Origin of the sequence: Aeromonas sp. SE22, from assembly GCF_038739755.1 — a bacterium.
Lineage (GTDB): Bacteria > Pseudomonadota > Gammaproteobacteria > Enterobacterales > Aeromonadaceae > Aeromonas > Aeromonas jandaei.
Genome location: NZ_JBCGFD010000011.1, coordinates 122,406 through 139,720 on the forward strand (window position 1 = coordinate 122,406; position 17,315 = coordinate 139,720).

A 17,315-nucleotide genomic window follows, 5' to 3' on the forward strand; every position below is an offset into this window, starting at 1 on the left:
GCGGTTGTCCGCTACAGCCGACTCACCTAAATCCGCTCCGGCCCTGGCCGGAGCGGACGCTCTGTCATGAAAGGAAATCTCGATGCTCGTTGAACGTTTGGTTGCTGCCCGCTGTTCCGATCCCTTCTCACACTTAGGCCTGCAGGCCAATCCGGATGGGCCCGGCCTCAAACTGACCGCCTGGTTGCCTGATGCCGTTGAAGTTCGCGTCAAGGATCTCAAGTCGGGCAAAGTTGTTGCCACCCTGGCGCCCACCGATGAATCGGGTCTTTTTGAAACTGTTTTCACCCGCCGCAAGAACACCTTCCCCTACCAGTTGCTCGTCAGTTACGCAGAAGCGACTGCCGAAGTGATCGACCCCTACCAGTTTCAGGATGCCGCCTGGGCAGGCCTGGCCGAACTGACCGCCCAGCCGGAAAACCTCTACCACACCCTTGGCGCCCAGCTGCGCACCGTGGAGCATCTTGGTCAGCAGGTGGAAGGGGTCCGTTTTGCGGTCTATGCGCCGAGCGCCACCTCGGTGAGCCTGATCGGCGATTTCAACTTCTGGGATGGCCGTCGCCACCCGATGGAGCGCAGCCAGTGTGGTCACTGGGTGCTGTTCGTGCCGGGCATCAAGGCCGGGGATCGCTACAAATTCGAGCTCAAGGATCCCATGGGCAACCGGCTGCCGCACAAGAGCGACCCGGTCGGCTTCTACTGCGAGCAGTACCCCTCGTTCGCCTCCGTGGTCTATGACCACGACCAGTATCAGTGGCAGGATGCCGCCTGGCGCGAGAGCCAGCTCAACGACAAGCGCGAGCAGCCGCTCTCCATCTATGAGCTGCACATCGGCTCCTGGAAGCGGCACCCCAACGGCGACAGCCTGAGCTGGCGCGAGCTGGCGGTGGAGCTGGTCGCCTACATCAAGGAGATGGAGTACACCCACATCGAGCTGCTGCCGGTCTCCGAGCACCCCTTCAGCGGCTCCTGGGGCTACCAGCCGGTGGGCATGTTCTCCCCCACCAGCCGCTACGGCACGGCTGATGATTTCAAATACTTCGTTGACCAGTGCCACCAGGCCGGCATCGGCATCATTCTGGATTGGGTGCCCGCCCACTTCCCGTCCGATGCCCACGGGCTGGCCCGTTTCGACGGCACCCCGCTCTACGAGTACGAAGATCCGCGCCGTGGCTGGCACCCGGACTGGAACTCCTACATCTACGACTTCGGCCGCAACACAGTGCGCCAGTTCCTCGTAGCCAGCGCCCTGTTCTGGCTCGACAAGTTCCATATCGACGGTCTGCGGGTGGATGCGGTCGCCTCCATGCTCTATCTGGACTATTCGCGCAACGCCGGCGAGTGGGTACCCAACGTCGATGGCGGCAACCACAACTACGAGGCGATCAGCCTGCTCAAGTGGACCAACGAGGAGGTCTATCGCAAGTACCCCCACGCCATGACCATCGCCGAGGAGTCCACCGCCTTTGCCGGGGTCTCCCGTCCCACCTTCCTCGGTGGTCTCGGCTTTGGCTTCAAGTGGAATATGGGCTGGATGCACGACACCCTCACCTACATGCAGAAAGAGCCGATCCACCGTCGCTACCACCACAACGACATGACCTTCTCCATGGTTTACCACTATGACGAGAACTTCATCCTGTCGCTCTCTCACGACGAGGTGGTGCACGGCAAGCACTCCATGCTCTACAAGATGCCGGGCGACGAGTGGCAGCAGGCCGCCAACCTGCGCGCCTACATGGGGTTCATGTACGGCCACCCGGGCAAGAAGCTCAACTTCATGGGCACCGAAATCGCCCAGAGCAACGAGTGGAACCACGATGCCCAGCTGCCCTGGCACCTGCTGCAATATCCCAAGCACGGCGGCCAGCAGCGGTTGATCCACGATCTCAACCACCTCTACCGTCATGAGCCTGCCTTGTATCAGGCGGACTATGAGCAAAACGGCTTCCGCTGGCTGGATCACAACGATGCCGACAACAGCATCTTTGCCTGGCAGCGGGCCGACAAAGAGGGCAAACAGGCCATCATGGTGGCGTGCAACTTCACCCCGGTGCCGCGCATCGAATACCGGATTGGCGTACCGGCTGCGGGCCACTATCGGGTCGTGCTCAATACCGACAGCGAGTATTACTGGGGCAGCAACTATGATGTGGGTCTGGTCTTCGCGGCCGAGCCGACACCCTGGCAGGGGATGGCACACAGCATAGTGCTGGATCTGCCGCCACTGGCGACCTTGTTCATCAAACAGGAGTCCTGATGCTGGTAATGGAAAAAGGGTCGGGCTACCCGCTGGGGGCCCGTCTTGACGAGAACGGTTGCAACTTCTGCGTCTGGGCTCCCCAGTCGGACAAGGTGGAACTCTGTCTGTTCGACGAACAGGAGCAGGAGCTGGCGCGCCTCGAGCTGCCCGGCCGCCGCGGCCAGTATCGCTTTGGCTATGTGCGCGGCGTCCGAGCCGGCCAGCGCTACGGCTACCGGGTTTATGGCATCCCCCAGGAGGGGATGCTGTTCGACCCGCAAAAGCTGCTGATCGACCCTTATGCCCGGGCGGTGAGCCGCCCCACCTACTGGGACAACGCCCTCTATCAGGGTGACAGCGCCGCCATGATCGCCAAGTCGCTGGTGGTGGATGACGCCTTCGACTGGCAGGGGGTGAGCAAACCGGCCATCTGCCACTCGCGCACCATTCTCTACGAGGCCCACGTCAAGGGCTTTACCCGCCAGCACCCGGGGATCCCCAAGGAGCTGCAGGGCACCTATCTTGGCATCAGCCACCCGCTGATGATCGAGCACATGAAGTCCCTCGGCATCACCTCGCTACAACTGATGCCGGTAGCCGCCTTCATGTCGGAGCCCCGGCTGGAAGAGCTGGGACTGACCAACTACTGGGGCTACAACCCCATCGCATTTTTCGCCCCCGAGCCCCGTTACGGCACCAGACAAGACGATGCCGTGACCGAGTTCAAGACCATGGTGCGCGAGCTGCACCGGGCCGGGCTCGAGGTGATTCTGGATGTGGTCTACAACCACACCGCCGAGTCGGGCTTCGACGGCCCCATGCTCTCCTTCAAGGGCTTTGACAACGCCGGTTACTACGCCTTCGAGGCGGGCTCCCACGGCCCCGATTACACCCGCCACGCCAACGTCACCGGCTGTGGCAACAGCGTCAATCTGGATCACCCCAACACCCTGCGACTGGTGCTCGATGCCCTGCGCTACTGGGTGACCGAGATGCAGGTGGACGGCTTCCGCTTCGATCTGGCGGTGACGCTGGCGCGGGAAGCGGGCGAGTTCGACCCCATGGGCGCCTTCTTCAAGGCAGTGATGGCCGACCCTGTGCTGTCACAGGTCAAGCTCATCGCCGAACCCTGGGATATCGGCCCCTTCGGCTATCGCCTCGGCCAGTTCCCGAGCCAGTGGCTGGAGATCAACGACCGCTACCGTGACACGGTGCGCTCCTTCTGGCGCGGCGATGCGGGCAAGATGGGCGACTTTGCCACCCGGCTGGTCGGCTCGCGGGATCTCTTCCCGAAGAACTGGCGCTCGCCTCACACCAGCGTCAACTACCTCTGCTATCACGACGGCTTCACCCTGGAGGATCTGGTCTCCTACAACCAGCGCCACAATCAGGCCAACGGCGAGGATAACCGCGACGGCCACGGCAACAACCTCTCCAGCAATCACGGCGTCGAGGGGCCGACCCTGGATCCACGCATCAACAACCTGCGCCAGCAGCAGAAGCGCAACCTGATCGCCACCCTGCTGCTCTCCCAGGGCACCCCGCACTTCCTTGCCGGTGACGAGATGGGGCGCAGCCAGCTTGGCAACAACAACGCCTACTGTCAGGACAACCAGATCAGCTGGGTCAACTGGCAGTGGCGGCCGGAGGATGAGCGGCTGTTCGCCTTCACCCAGCAGATGATGGCGCTGCGGGCGGAGTCCACCGTCTTCTCCAACCTGCAACTGAGCGATGACAGCTGGCACGGCACCGCCACCAGCTGCCATCAGGTCAACTGGTATCACCCGGATGGCCACCAGCTCACCGATCAGGATTGGCACGCCCCCATGGGGCAGGCGTTTGCCATGGATATCGGCATGATCAACTGCGTCGGCGAGCGCTGGTACGTGCTGTTCAACGCCAGCGACTACGACATCCAGTTCCGCCTGCCACCGCCGGGGGAAGGGCTGGAGTGGATCCAGACCATCGACACCGCCACCAACGACGGGCTGCCGTTCCTGCCCGACGATATCAAACGTCAGGTGGCGGTCGGCCGCGCCCACTCCCTCAAGCTGCTGGAGCGGGTGGCACTGGCCTGTACGGCAGAGGATGCCCAGCCGCCGGAGCAGGCGCTGCTGCCGGCATCCAGTGCGGACATGGCTGAAACCCCGATCACAGATCCGGGCAAACCATAACAAGCATGCTGGAGTCAGCTTTACGGAGCCGCTATGCTGGGTTCCGTTATTGATGGCAAGGAGTCGGTATGAGCAGTAACAACCCGGAACAGTGGCGCAGCAAGCTGAGCGCCGAGCAGTTTCATGTCTGCTGGGAGAAGGGCACCGAGCGCCCCTACAGCGGCGCCCTGCTTCACAATCGCAAGAGTGGCGACTACCTCTGCGTCTGCTGCAAGAGCGTGCTGTTCCACTCGGATGCGAAGTTTGACTCCGGCTGCGGCTGGCCCTCGTTTGACCGAGCCATCGAGGGAACCGTGACCTACACCGAGGACAACAGCCATGGCATGAAGCGGGTGGAGATCACCTGCAGCCAGTGCGGCTCCCACCTCGGGCACGTATTCCCCGACGGGCCGACCGATACCGGCCAGCGCTACTGCGTCAACAGCCTGAGCCTCGACTTCGAGCCGGACGCCTGAGCCCGACCAGCTACAAAAACGGCGCCTCCATCATGGAGGCGCCGTTTTTTTATCTGCCTGACAGGATCGGAGGGGGCCCTCTGTAAGCGGCGATCACCGCCCCCGGAGCCTGCCGCACCGCCAAACCCACACTATAAATTTGATTTATGGATTTTGGCTGCATGACCCAATTTTTCCTTATACCAAGCCACTCATGGCTTCTCTCGCCTTTCGCGCCATCTCGGCAGTCACCACAGGCCAGCGCCCGATCCGCTATGGGCGATTAACAGCAAAACGCCAAGCGGCATCCCCTGACAACACAGCAGGGAAAACCCCCGTCACGCCTGCAACAGGGCTGCCAGCACCAGCAACCCAGCGATAGCCGGCACCGGTAGCTTCACCACCCGCAGCAGATAAAAACCGATAACGGCCAGCGCCAGATCGGTCGGTGCCAGCACGGCGCTCTGCCACACCGGCTGGTAGAGCGCGGCCAGCAAGAGCCCCACCACGGCGGCATTGATGCCAGCGACCGCCCCCGCCAGACGTGGCCGCGCCAGCCACTGCTGCCAACAGGGGCCCACCGCCCAGAGCAGCAGAAAGCCGGGCGCAAAGAGCGCCAGCGTCGCCGCCAAGGCCCCGAGCAGCGGCGTCTCGGACAACAGCTGGGCGCCAAGGTAGGTGGCAAGGGTAAACATGGGGCCTGGCACCAGCTGGGCCAGACTGTAACCGGTCAGGAACTGCTGCTCGCTGAGGGTGTGGCCCACGCTCTCGGCCAGCAGCGGCAACACCACGTGGCCACCGCCAAAGACCAGCGCGCCCGCCCGATAGAAGTCGGCCACCAGCTGGCCGAGGGGACCACCCAGCAGCGGCAGGCCAACAAAGAGGGCGGCAAAGAGCAGCAGAAGCAGCCAGTTTGGTTGGCTGGTAGTGGCAGCTTGTGACTCGACGGCCCCTTGTCTCCCCTCCCCGCGCTGGAAGCGGGCCGAGAGCAGCGCGGCGAGCGCCAGCATTCCCAGCTGGGTCAGCAGGCCGGGCAGCCACCAGAGCGCGGCGGCGGTCGCCACCATGATCCCCTGAGCCAAGCGGTTGCTGCAGAACTGGCGACTCATGGCGAGCACGGCATCGGCCACCACGATCAGCGCCAGCAGCTTGAGGCCGTGCAGGGCGCTCGCCAGCCAGAGATTGCTGCCCACCAGCGCCACCCCGAGGGCAGCCGCCAGCAGCAGGATAAAAGAGGGAAAGGTGAAACCGACAAAGGCGGCCAGCGCCCCGCCAAGACCGGCACGGTGGCGGCCAATGGCAAAGCCAAGCTGGCTGGAGGCTGGCCCCGGCAGCAGCTGGCAGAGCGCCAGCAGGCGGGCAAATTCGCCCTGCTCCAGCCAGCCCAGGCGCTGGACAAAGGTGCGCTGGAAATACCCGATATGGGCGGCCGGGCCGCCAAAACTGACGCATCCCAGCCACAAAAACCGCCAAAAGACCTCGCCCACGCTGCTGCTCCCGTCCCTTTCACGCCGATGGAGAGGAGATAATATGACAGCGCGATGATCTTTTTATGACAATCAGACTGATCCGGCCGACACCATGGCCACATCACCCGGCAGATAGCAGCGTCCCGCCAGCCAGCAGGCGATCGACTGGCGACTGGCATCGAAGTGGGGTTCTGGCAGCGCGCGCGGATCGCACCAGACCCACCCCTCGCACTTCTCCGGCTCCAGCACCTGCGGTTCGCCATCGGTCCGCGCGTGCAGGGTCACCGAGATATAGTGCAGGCCGCTCTCGCGCCAGGTCTCCAGATTGTTGGTCACCGCCACCACCTCGGGCGCGCTGATCGCCAGCCCGGTCTCTTCGGCCACCTCGCGGATCGCCGCCGATTCGAAGCTCTCCCCCAGCTCGAGATGACCGCCCGGAATGGACCAGTAGGGGGCGTGGCTCCCCTTGCGCTTGCCAAGCAGCACCAGACCGTCGCGGTTGGTCAGGATGACGCCGACACCGACGCGGGGATAGGGGGTGGACATGAGCAAGCCTCCTCGATGGCGCAATGAAAACGGCCTACCTTAGGCCGGATAGGCGGGCAGGACAAGCCTGCCGGAGGCGCTGCACGCCATAAACCGCAAAAACGGCCCGCAGAGAGATACGCCAGTAACGAGCGCTACTACGGAGCAAGCCGCCAGAGAGTGTGATCTCTGCGCCATAAAATGACGAAAGTGGTACCGAATATCGATTTTTTAGCGATCCCGGTTCCACTTTGCGGTTTTGTTCATAGAGCGCTCAGTTTTCTCTTCCCATACTGGCCCCACAGTTCCAAAAGAGGAGAGACAAGATGGAGTCATCATTGGTCGGGCTCTCCATTCTGTGGGGGCTAGCCAGTTTTGGTGTTCAGGGGGATTTCATCGAGAGCCGTGATTCCGTTGCGCCATCCTGGCAAACCGGATCCAGAGTGGAGATGGAAGGTTATCTGATTGAATCGCTCGGCGAAAATCGCTGGCTATTCGACAACGGCAGCGAGAGTCTGCAGGTCTCCCTGCCCGACGGGGCCTGGGTGCCCGCAGGGGAACGGCTGCGGGTGAGCGGTGCGCCGCAACAGGATCAGAGCGGCTGGCTGCTGCAGGTGGAGCAGGTCCGCGAAGTGGCCGTCTGACCGGCAACCGGTTAAACAAAGAGGAGGCATTGGCCTCCTCTTTTGCTTTTGGTCGCCCCGCCGTTAGCCGAGGTGGTTGAGCGGCAGCGCCGTCTTGTGCTTGATGCGGCGCAGCACGAAGCTGGAGCGCACCCCGGTCACCCCCGGAATATGGGTCAGCTTGTCCAGCAGGAAGTGCTGGTAGTGCTCCATGTCGCGCACCACTACCTTGAGCTGGTAGTCGGCATCGTTGCCGGTGATGAGATCACACTCGAGCACTTCGGGCAGCTCGCTGATGGCACGGTCGAAATTTTCGAACCGCTCCGGCGTGTGGCGGTCCATGGAGATATGAATGTAGGCGGTGAGGGTGAGACCAAGCTGGCGGGCATTGAGCAGGGTGACGTGGGTGTCGATGAGACCGGCATCCTCCAGCGCCTTGACCCGACGGGAGCAGGGTGACGGCGAGAGCCCCACCAGCTCGGCCAGTTCGAGATTGCTGATGCGGCCATTCTCCTGCATCAGTTCCAGAATGTGTCTGTCTATGCGATCCAGTTTCAGCATTACCCCTTCCTCGTTGCAATGACTAATCCACTTTTCCTAGGTTAAGGGTGAACTATTGCAAAAACAACCGAAATAAGTGGCTACTTTGCAACCACTCACTGGCACGGGAGGGGTACTATGGTTACATCTTCCGGTGGCAAGACAGATACCTGACCGGGTCTCTGTGGCGAAGGACCTTACCGGGTCAAGAGCCCCATCAGCCGTCTCACCTTATCGGGCAACGACGGGCTGGAACGAGAGCATCCACTCCCCCGAAGGCAACAAAGCAGGCATCCCGGCGCCTGCTTTGTTGTTTTTGGAGGGTTGCCAACGGCGCTATCAGAACGCGGTCGGCGTGATGCGATAGAGGCAGCGGTGCGCGCCATCCAGCAGATACTGCTCCCGCTCCACCGTCGCCGGTGCCAGCAGCTGGCGAAACAACGCCAGCTCGCTGCGACAAAAACCGCGGCAGCTGCGCGCCGCCGCACAGATTGGGCAGTGACTCTCCCACAGCAGCCAGCTGCCATCCTCCTCACGGCGGATCTCCGCCATGTAGCCTTCGCGGCTGCGCAGCTCCCTGAGCGCCTCCAGCCGACCGGACAACCCCTTGTTGCCCAGCGTCTGCTGATAGCGCGCCAGCATCTGCTGCTCCCGCTGCAGGATCAGCCGCTCCATCCCCTCCTCGCCAAACAGCTCGCGCACATTGTCGATCAGCTGCACGGTCAGGTCGCTATGGCTATCGGGGAAGCGCTGCCAGGCCTGCTCGGTGAGCTGCCACAGCCGCACGGGACGACCGCGTCCGCGTGCCTCGTCGCTGAATGTGACCCACCCCTCCTGCTCCAGTGCGAGCAGGTGCTGGCGGGCGCCCATGGAGGTCATCTGCAACTGCTCCCCCAGCGCGGCGGCGCTCTGCGGGCCATGGCTCTTGAGCAGAAACAGGATTTTGTCGGTGCTTGCGTTCATGACCCCATTATGGGGAGCCCCCTTTATTAAATCAACAATTCACTTTACTTAATGCCGATTATCACCCAGCATAAATAAACCAATTACTTTACTTAATAGGTGCAACATGGCGAAACAACAGCCCAAAAACCCCCTCTGGGTGCTGGTGATGACGGTCACGCTGGCGGTCGCCGGCTTCAGCCTCCCCTCCCCGGTATTGGCCCCCTTGCTGCTGGATCCGGCGCAGGGGATGCTGACGCCGGAAGCCTCCGACTGGAGCCGCAAGGTGTGGCTGGGGGTCATCATGGGGCTCTATCCCCTGTTCCAGCTGGTGGGCAGCCCCTGGCTCGGGCGGCTCTCCGACCGCTACGGCCGCAAGCCACTGCTGCTGCTCTCGCTGGCGGGCGTGCTGACCGGCTATGCCCTGATGGCACTCGGCATCGCCTGGCGCTCCCTCCCCCTGCTGCTGCTCAGCCGGGTGGTGGAGGGGCTGTGCAACGGCAACATCGCCATCGTGCAGGCGATGGCGGCGGATCTCGCCGGCAAGGAGCACAAGGCGCGCAGCTTCGCCTGGATCAATATCGGCATGAATCTGGGCTGGGTGGTGGGGCCGGTGATCGGGGGCTACGCCGCGGTGATCTCGGGGGATTACAGTCTGGCGGCCTGGCTGGCCGTCGCGATGACCCTGCTCAACCTGCTGCTGGTGCTCTGGCTGGTGCCCCATCGCCCGCTGGTGGCAGCCGCCCGGCAGGCACCGACGCTCTCCAGCCGCCAGCTGTTGCTGCAACCGGCCCTGCTCCCCTACTTCGCCCTCACTCTGGTCAGCTATGGCGCGGTGCAGCTCTACTTCACCTACTTCAATATCTGGCTGGTGGAGCGGCTGGCCTGGGATCCGGCCCAGCTGGCGCAGGCGGCGGTGCTGGTGAGCCTGCCGATGATGGCGGGCTCCTGGCTCGGCTCCCGCATCGCCCGCCACTGGCGCGGCAGCTCTCTCGGCATCGTCGGCCATCTGGTGATGGCGACCGGCATGCTGCTCTTTATCCTGCCGAGCCACTGGTGGGGACTGGCGCTCACCTTCATTCCGGCCGGCATCGGCATGAGTCTGGGGGAGCTGGCCACCTCGGTGGCGGTCTCCAACCGCAGCCATGCCGAGCAGCAGGGACAGGCGATGGGGCTCTACCGCGCCCTCGCGGTGGGCAGCGAGATCCTGGCGGTCGTGCTGGGCAGTCTGGTACTGCTGGCAGGGAGCGAGTGGCCCTTCTACCTCGCCACCCTCTGCGCCCTTGCCAGCGCCGCCGGTTTCTATCTGCTGCGCCAGCGTGCCGACCGCCGCCAGCAGTTGGCCAGTTGCGCCTGAGCCGGCAAAAGATCACAGTTCGGCGCTCCGTCATGCGGCAAAACTTGCATCGGGGCGCCGGGTCTGGGACGGTAAGGCTCTTGCTGGTTTGTTCGATGCTGGAGGTGTTATGAGTGAGTACAAGGCCATCGCCCTCGATATGGATGGCACCCTGCTGACCCGGGATCACAAGATCTCGTCGGCCACCCGGGCGGCACTGGCGCAGGCGCGCGCCCACGGTATCAAGGTGCTGCTGGTCACCGGGCGCCACTTCATGACGGCGCGTCCCTTTCACCACGAGCTGGCGCTCGATACCCCCATCATCTGCAGCAACGGCGCCTGCCTCTACGACCCGACGACAGATCGCATTCTGGCCGGCGATCCGCTGGCAAGCGCGCCGCTCAACGCCCTGCTGGCACAAGTCGAGGCGCAGCAGATGGGCGCCCTGTTCCACCTGAGCGAGGGGATCGGCTACATCGGCTGCGAGGAGCATGTCACCCGCATCCGCCACTGGTCGGCCAATCAGCCGGACCACCTGAAGATCGCCATCCACCCGGTCGAGGAGCTGGCAGGCTGGCTCGACAACCCGGTCTGGAAGCTGGAGCTGTTCAATCAGGATCCGGCGCGCCTGCACCGCTTTATGGACGAAGAGCGCGACCTCATCCCCTTCACCCGCGACTGGGCTGCCCCCTACGCGGTGGAGCTGGTACAGCCCGGTTGCAGCAAGGGCAACCGGCTGGCCCAGTGGGCCGCCAGCGAGGGCATTGCGATGGAGCAGGTGGTGGCGTTCGGTGACAACAACAACGACATCAGCATGTTCGAGCAGGTGGGGCTGGCGGTGGCGATGGGTAATGCGGCACCGCAGATCCAGCACCATGCCGATCAGGTCACCGCCGATCACAACGAGGATGGCATCGCGCTGGCGCTGCAGCGCTGGGTTCTGCCCTGAGCGAACAGGATGCAAGATGGCCAGCCGCGATGGCTGGCCAAAAATGATGGCTTAGTTGCCGAAGGAGAACTGGATCACCCGATCCGGATAGCGCAGCCGGTCATATTCACGGCGCAGGGATTCATAGTGGCGAATGGCGCGATTGCGCTTGGCGCGGTAGTAGTCGCGCTGCTCGCTGTTGGTCTCGTTGCGGATGCTGCGCTCGAGATCGTCGATATCCCGCTCGGTGCGCTCCAGCTCGTCGCTGATCTCCCGCAGCCGGGTCGCCAGCTTGTACTCTTCATAACCGCGCTGGTACTGCTTGAGGAAGCTGGCGTCGTTGGGACAGACACCGCGATACTCCTGCCCCTCCTTGCCCTTGCTGTAGGCCAGCTCGGGAATGCAGTAGAGCTCCAGCCCCTTGTCGTAACCCCGTTTCCACTCCGCCTCGTCCACCATGAGGCCATACTCGCCGCAGGTAGAGACGTAGTCCCGCGCCTGATTGCGGGTCTTGCCCTGCTCACCATCCTGATAGCCAAGGTTGTACCAGCTCATGGTGCGGCACTCATCTTCCGACAGGGAGCTGCATCCGGCCAGCAGTAGCGGCAGGGTGAGCAACAGGATCTTCGAGGACATGGACAGACTCCGGAAAAGACAGTGGCTGGCATTCTAGTGAGGATGGGCAGGCAGGACAAGGGAGCCACGATCGCCACTATCCGTCTCTTTTATCTGATGTTTTTATCACTATCAGGCAGGGGGCGGCAGCTGGAGGCGGCGTTGCTTTCCTTGTTACGGCTTGCAGGGTAAACTGCGCCATCTTTTAACTGGCGCGCAACAAAAACAATGAAAGTCCTGACCGTCGATTACCGCTCACCCGATGCGGCCCAACGCTTCACCGAATCCCTGCGTACTACCGGCTTTGGCGTGTTGACCAACCACCCCATCCCGAAAGAGCTGGTGCAATCCATCTACGACAACTGGTATCGCTTCTTCATGAGCGAGCAGAAACAGGATTTTCTGTTCAACCGCGAAACCCAGGATGGCTACTTCCCGCCATCGGTCTCCGAGGTGGCCAAGGGCCATAGCCAGAAAGACATCAAGGAGTACTTCCACATCTACCCCTGGGGCCAGATGCCGGCAGAGCTGAAAGAGCAGGCGATGGAGTACTACCGCCTTGCCAACGGTCTGGCCGCCGAGCTGCTGGGCTGGGTCGAGCAGCATACCCCGGCTGATATCGCCGCCAACTACAGCGGCCCCCTCTCCTCGATGATCGACGATAGCCAGAAGACCCTGCTGCGGGTGCTGCACTATCCGCCGTTCAACGGCACCGAGGAGCCGGGTGCCATCCGCGCCGCCGCCCACGAGGATATCAACCTGCTCACCATTCTCCCCGCCGCCAACGAGCCCGGTCTGCAGGTGAAGGGTTCCGACGGCGAGTGGATGGATGTGCCGTGCGACTTTGGTACCCTCATCATCAATATCGGCGACATGCTGCAGGAGGCCTCCCGCGGCTACTACCCCTCCACCACCCACCGCGTCATCAACCCGACCGGCGGCAGCGCCAGCAAGTCACGCATCTCCCTGCCGCTGTTCCTCCATCCGCGGCCCGAGGTGGTGCTCTCCGAGCGTCATACCGCCCACAGCTACCTGATGGAGCGGCTGCGCGAGCTGGGCGTCATCTGACCTGCCCTGCCAGTCTGGCATCAATCCAAAACCGGAGCAAAAATGCTCCGGTTTTTATTTGTTGGCACAATCACACAATTAAGCGAATTTTATTAGGTAATCGTGCCAATAAATCGTATTTAAGGCTGACAAGCTGCGTAGTGATTGCGGACCCCTTTCCGTAATATGAGCGCCATTCTGGCCCAGCCATGGGCCCTCGATTGGAGTTCAAATGATGCAGTCCCAATGGTCCTCCCGCCTCGGCTATATTCTCGCCGCCGCCGGCTCCGCCGTCGGTATCGGCGCAATCTGGAAGTTTCCCTACGTCACTGCCGTCAACGGCGGTGGTGCCTTTTTGCTGGTCTTTCTGCTGTTCAGCTTCACCCTGGGGGTTGCGGTACTGATGGGCGAGACCCTGCTTGGCAGCATGAGCCGTCGCGGTGTTGCGGGGGCGTTTGGCGAGCTGCTCGGCAAGCGCTGGAGCTGGGTCGGCGTCATGGGGGTGCTGAGTACCCTGCTGATCTTCTGCTTCTACAGCGTGGTGGGCGGCTGGACCCTGGGTTATACCGGCATGGCCGCTGCCGGCCAGCTCAATCATGGGGATGCGGCGGCCCTCACTGCCCGCTTCAATGACTATGTCAGCGGTGACGTCTGGCCCATTCTCACTCATCTGCTGTTTGCGGCACTGACCTGGATGGTGGTGCAGGGCGGGATCCAGAAAGGGGTGGAGCGCACCCTGCGCTGGATGATGCCGGCCCTGTTCGTGATGATCCTGATGCTGGTCGCCTTTAGCCTCACCCTGCCCAACGCCATGGCGGGGGTACGCCACTTCCTGATGCCCGACTTCAGCAAGCTGGGGATGTCCGGCGTGCTCGACGCCATGGGGCTGGCCTTCTTCTCTCTCTCCATCGGTCTGGGCATTCATACCACCTACGGCGCCTACCTGCCCTCCAGTGAAGGGGTTGGTCGCTCCAGCCTCTGGGTGGTGCTGCTGGCCAGCATGGTGGCGGTACTGGCGGGCTTGATGATCTTCCCGGTGCTGGCATCAACCGGTATCGACCCTGCTGCGGGCCCGGGCCTCACCTTCATGACCATGCCGGCGGTATTCCAGCTGTTGCCCTTCGGTCAGGGTCTGGCGGTGATCTTCTTCTCCCTGCTGGTCTTTGCCGCGCTCTCCTCCGCCATTTCGCTGCTGGAGCACCTGCAGTGCTTCCTGTGCGAAACCTGGGGCTGGTCACGTCGTAACGCCTGCAGCGCCATCACCCTGTTCGTCATGGTGTGCGGCATTCCGGTCAGCCTGTCGTTTGGCCCGCTGCAACATGTCACCCTGTTTGGCAAAACCATCTTCGAACTGCTCGACTTCATCACCTCCAACCTGATGATGCCGCTGTTCGGCCTGATGCTGACGCTGCTGCTGGGCTGGAAACTGGGGCGCAGGGCGCTACCGCAAGGGCTCTCTGCCCACTGGCATCACCTGCTGATGAACTGCTGGCGCTGGGTTGCTCCGCTGCTGATCGGCGGGATCCTGGTTCGCGGTCTTATCTGAGGATCAATGATGATGGGTGGGCTCACCGGCCCGCCCCTCTATGGCTCTCACCTTGTCCAGGGCTCGTTGCCAACGGGCAATCTCACCATCGTCAGTGGCTCTGGAGAAGGCGATATAGAGGCCAGCCTCATGGAGCAGCACGCCACTGCTGGCCACGCTGTGACGGGATAGCCCCATCTTGTCGAGGGTGGCATCCATGACTCTCTCCGCCATCGGCAAGGCATCTATCTTGCCCAGCATCAGCCGCTCGATGGCCTCTGTCACCGTCTTGTAGCGCACCAGATTGGTGTAGCCCTCGTGGGTCAGCCGCACATCATCCGCATTGCCAAGCACCACCCCGACTCTCGGCAGTTGACGCAGCTGGGCCAGCTCGGTCAGCGGCCGGGCACTGCCCGGCGCCTGATAGATAAAGACCCGGTTGATAAAAAGCGGGCCCACCCATTTGAACAGCGTCTCCCGCTCCGGGATCCGCTGCACCACAAAGAGCGCGTAACCCGGCTCGACCTGAGTCAGCGCCAGCGCGCGCTTGAGCGGATAGAGCCGGACGGGATAATCACTACCCAGCTCATGCTGCACCTGCTGCACCAGTCGAATGGCCAGACCGTCGAGCTTGCCGTCGCGGGACTCGGTAAAGGGGGGCAGATCATGACTTAGCAGCGTTAATCCCGTCTGAGCCGACAAGCTCAGACTCAACAACAGCCAGGGCAAAACCATCCATCTCATACGACATCCTGTCTCATGTTTGGCACCTGCCGGGTCAGCTGATGCCCGCAAGTTCCACAAGAAGCTAGCTGGATTATCGCCCAGTAACGGGTGAAAGGGGATAAAAGATAGGGCACACCAGCCCCGCCTCTGCGGTGAATCATGAATGCAGCCCATCGCCATCAAAAAAATTTTATTTTATGTGTCAATTTTTCTTTCCATGGTTTAGGCTGTCCCCTCATTCACTATTCAGGCTGTCACCCATGTCTGCCATCCTCGTGCTGTTTGGTCGATTTTTTATCTCGCAAGAGAGGTGACCTTGCACGCACAGTTTTCTGAATGTTCATTGCAAAGGTCGCCTCGGGCGGCCTTTTTGTTGTCTGTCGTTTATTGCTACAGAGGAGTATTGCTTCGATGTCGTGTTACCCGGAGGTTGTATGAGCCAGGTTCAATGGTCTTCCCGTCTCGGTCATGTGTTGGCCGCAGCAGGTACAGCGATTGGCCTTGGTGCCATCTGGAAGTTTCCCTATGTGACCGCCACCAATGGCGGTGGCGCCTTCCTGCTGGTGTTTCTGCTGTTCAGCTTCACCCTGGGTGTGGCGGTACAGGTCGGCGAAACCCTGCTCGGCAGCCATAGCCAGCGCGGGGTGCTCGGCGCCTTCCGCAAGCTGGTGGGGCCGAACTGGCGCTGGATGGGGTATATGGGGATCCTCTGCGGCTTCTTTATCTACAGCTTCTACAGCGTGGTGGGTGGCTGGACCGTGGGTTACGCCGCATTGGCGATGGCTGGCAAGCTCAACCTGAGCGAAGGAAGCGCCCTCACCGCCCTGTTCAACGGCTATGTCAGCAACCCCTGGTGGCCGGTGCTGACCCATCTGATCTTTGCCGGGCTAACCTGGTGGTTCGTGCAGGGTGGCATTCAGAAAGGGGTGGAGCGGGCGCTGCGCTGGATGATGCCGGCGCTGTTCATCATGATGTTGCTGCTGGTGGGGGTTGGCCTCTCCATGCCCGGCTCCATGGCGGGTGTGTGCCAGCTGCTGCTGCCGGACTTCTCCATGCTGACCGGCCAGAGCGTGCTGGATGCGCTGGGGCTGGCCTTCTTCTCCCTCTCCATCGGGCTCGGGGTACACACCACCTATGGCGCCTACCTGCCCAATAGCGACGGCGTGGTGCGCTCCGGCGTCTGGGTCGTTACCCTGGCCAGCCTGATCTCGGTGCTGGCTGGGCTGATGATCTTCCCGGCGCTGGCCTCCACCGGCATCGACCCGACTGCCGGGCCAGGGCTCACCTTTATGACCATGCCCGCCGTCTTCAGCCATCTGCCGTTCGGTCAGGGGCTCGGCGTCGTCTTCTTCCTGCTGCTGCTGGTCGCCGCGCTCTCCTCCTCCATCTCCATGCTGGAGCATCTGGTGCGCTTCACCACCGAGGAGTGGGGCTGGTCACGCCGCGGCGCCTGCCGGGTATTGACCCTGCTCATCATGGCTTCCGGCATTCCGGTCAGCCTGTCGTTCGGCCCCTTGAGCGATCTGACCCTGTTTGGCAAGACCATCTTCGAGCTGCTCGACTACCTCACCTCCAACCTGATGATGCCGCTGTTTGGCCTGGTACTGACCCTGCTGCTGGGCTGGCGACTGGGTGATGCCATTCTGCCTGCAAGCCTGTCACCCACCTTGCGCCTTGCGCTGCTCTGGTGCTGGCGCGTGGTGGCTCCGCTGCTGATCAGCGGGATCCTGATCCGCGGGATCATGTAACGTCGATCATCGCGATGAGGGCAGGCTCTGGCCTGCCCTTTTTCTTACCGCTATCCAGAGGCAGCAGTCAGGTGCAGCAATAAGATGAGCAGGCATCAACAGACCAAGAGCGGGAGTGGAAAAGGGCGCTTGGATAAGACGGGAGCAGACGGGAGCAGACGGGAGCAGACGGGACAGGTTAAGAGATCGAGCAATAGAAAATGCTGGTCACTGAATTTCAGGCAAAAAAAATCCCCATCTGAGTGGGGACTTTCTCTGCAACCGCAGCTGATATCTCAGCCTCGCTTGCGAATATGGTGGTCGTTACTGGGATCGAACCAGTGACCCCCTCCTTGTAAGGGAGGTGCTCTCCCAGCTGAGCTAAACGACCTGGGAATTCTTAAATGATGGTGGGTCGTGCTGGATTCGAACCAGCGACCAATTGATTAAAAGTCAACTGCT

General features: G+C 62.2%; 15 protein-coding genes and 1 tRNA gene. 9 read left to right on the top strand and 7 right to left on the bottom strand.

What is annotated here, in order from left to right; all coding sequences use genetic code 11:
- Positions 1 to 82: 82 nt before the first annotated feature.
- The 3 genes from glgB to msrB all read left to right on the top strand — a co-directional run bounded on the left by glgB (position 83) and on the right by msrB (position 4,871).
- Positions 83 to 2,260 carry a 1,4-alpha-glucan branching protein GlgB gene (gene glgB, locus AAHA39_RS16170; protein WP_320656132.1) on the top strand — a complete coding sequence of 726 codons (2,178 nt, stop codon included), beginning with the start codon at positions 83 to 85 and terminating at the stop codon, positions 2,258 to 2,260.
- The gene (gene glgX, locus AAHA39_RS16175; protein ID WP_320656131.1) at positions 2,260 to 4,416 is read left to right on the top strand and encodes a glycogen debranching protein GlgX; all 2,157 of its coding nucleotides are present in this window, start codon (positions 2,260 to 2,262) and stop codon (positions 4,414 to 4,416) included. The genes glgB and glgX overlap by 1 nt, the downstream gene beginning before the upstream one ends.
- Before the next feature lie 68 nt (positions 4,417 to 4,484).
- The gene (gene msrB / locus AAHA39_RS16180; protein ID WP_033113220.1) at positions 4,485 to 4,871 is read left to right on the top strand and encodes a peptide-methionine (R)-S-oxide reductase MsrB; all 387 of its coding nucleotides are present in this window, start codon (positions 4,485 to 4,487) and stop codon (positions 4,869 to 4,871) included.
- 317 nt (positions 4,872 to 5,188) lie between these two features.
- Here the strand turns inward: msrB and chrA are convergent, their stop codons facing one another.
- Positions 5,189 to 6,337 (bottom strand): chromate efflux transporter, encoded by a 1,149-nt coding sequence (gene chrA, locus AAHA39_RS16185; protein WP_320656130.1) that lies wholly within the window; start codon positions 6,335 to 6,337, stop codon positions 5,189 to 5,191.
- A 72-nt stretch (positions 6,338 to 6,409) separates the two neighbouring features.
- On the bottom strand, positions 6,410 to 6,865 hold the full coding sequence (locus AAHA39_RS16190) for a nucleotide triphosphate diphosphatase NUDT15 (RefSeq protein ID WP_320656129.1): 456 nt from the start codon (positions 6,863 to 6,865) through the stop codon (positions 6,410 to 6,412).
- A gap of 305 nt (positions 6,866 to 7,170) precedes the next feature.
- Here AAHA39_RS16190 and AAHA39_RS16195 point away from each other — a divergent pair, with 305 nt between their 5' ends.
- On the top strand, positions 7,171 to 7,488 hold the full coding sequence (locus AAHA39_RS16195; protein ID WP_041210257.1) for a hypothetical protein: 318 nt from the start codon (positions 7,171 to 7,173) through the stop codon (positions 7,486 to 7,488).
- Between the two features lie 63 nt (positions 7,489 to 7,551).
- Here the strand turns inward: AAHA39_RS16195 and AAHA39_RS16200 are convergent, their stop codons facing one another.
- Together AAHA39_RS16200 and AAHA39_RS16205 are read right to left on the bottom strand one after the other, a co-directional pair.
- Positions 7,552 to 8,028 (bottom strand): Lrp/AsnC family transcriptional regulator, encoded by a 477-nt coding sequence (locus AAHA39_RS16200; protein WP_005304871.1) that lies wholly within the window; start codon positions 8,026 to 8,028, stop codon positions 7,552 to 7,554.
- A gap of 318 nt (positions 8,029 to 8,346) precedes the next feature.
- Entirely contained in the window at positions 8,347 to 8,970 is a 624-nt protein-coding gene (locus AAHA39_RS16205) for a helix-turn-helix transcriptional regulator (RefSeq protein ID WP_320656128.1), read from the bottom strand.
- 106 nt (positions 8,971 to 9,076) lie between these two features.
- Between AAHA39_RS16205 and AAHA39_RS16210 the strand changes: the two genes are divergently transcribed.
- Positions 9,077 to 10,306 carry an MFS transporter gene (locus AAHA39_RS16210; RefSeq protein WP_320656127.1) on the top strand — a complete coding sequence of 410 codons (1,230 nt, stop codon included), beginning with the start codon at positions 9,077 to 9,079 and terminating at the stop codon, positions 10,304 to 10,306.
- Between the two features lie 109 nt (positions 10,307 to 10,415).
- Entirely contained in the window at positions 10,416 to 11,234 is an 819-nt protein-coding gene (locus AAHA39_RS16215; RefSeq protein ID WP_043849890.1) for a Cof-type HAD-IIB family hydrolase, read from the top strand.
- A gap of 51 nt (positions 11,235 to 11,285) precedes the next feature.
- Here AAHA39_RS16215 and AAHA39_RS16220 read toward each other — a convergent pair whose 3' ends face one another.
- On the bottom strand, positions 11,286 to 11,849 hold the full coding sequence (locus tag AAHA39_RS16220; RefSeq protein WP_320656126.1) for a DUF2799 domain-containing protein: 564 nt from the start codon (positions 11,847 to 11,849) through the stop codon (positions 11,286 to 11,288).
- A gap of 207 nt (positions 11,850 to 12,056) precedes the next feature.
- Here AAHA39_RS16220 and AAHA39_RS16225 point away from each other — a divergent pair, with 207 nt between their 5' ends.
- Positions 12,057 to 12,896 carry an isopenicillin N synthase family dioxygenase gene (locus AAHA39_RS16225; protein ID WP_203974814.1) on the top strand — a complete coding sequence of 280 codons (840 nt, stop codon included), beginning with the start codon at positions 12,057 to 12,059 and terminating at the stop codon, positions 12,894 to 12,896.
- Positions 12,897 to 13,107: 211 nt separating this feature from the next.
- A complete protein-coding gene (locus tag AAHA39_RS16230; protein WP_320656125.1) occupies positions 13,108 to 14,421 on the top strand; it encodes a sodium-dependent transporter in 1,314 nt (437 codons plus the stop codon).
- Positions 14,422 to 14,424: 3 nt separating this feature from the next.
- On the opposite strand, the gene AAHA39_RS16235 is transcribed toward AAHA39_RS16230, so the two are convergent.
- Positions 14,425 to 15,144: a substrate-binding periplasmic protein gene (locus tag AAHA39_RS16235; RefSeq protein WP_320656124.1), complete on the bottom strand. Its 720-nt coding sequence runs from the start codon at positions 15,142 to 15,144 to the stop codon at positions 14,425 to 14,427.
- 416 nt (positions 15,145 to 15,560) lie between these two features.
- Between AAHA39_RS16235 and AAHA39_RS16240 the strand changes: the two genes are divergently transcribed.
- A complete protein-coding gene (locus tag AAHA39_RS16240; protein WP_320656123.1) occupies positions 15,561 to 16,874 on the top strand; it encodes a sodium-dependent transporter in 1,314 nt (437 codons plus the stop codon).
- A gap of 294 nt (positions 16,875 to 17,168) precedes the next feature.
- Here AAHA39_RS16240 and AAHA39_RS16245 read toward each other — a convergent pair.
- Positions 17,169 to 17,244 (bottom strand) — tRNA-Val (locus AAHA39_RS16245).
- Positions 17,245 to 17,315 lie beyond the last annotated feature (71 nt).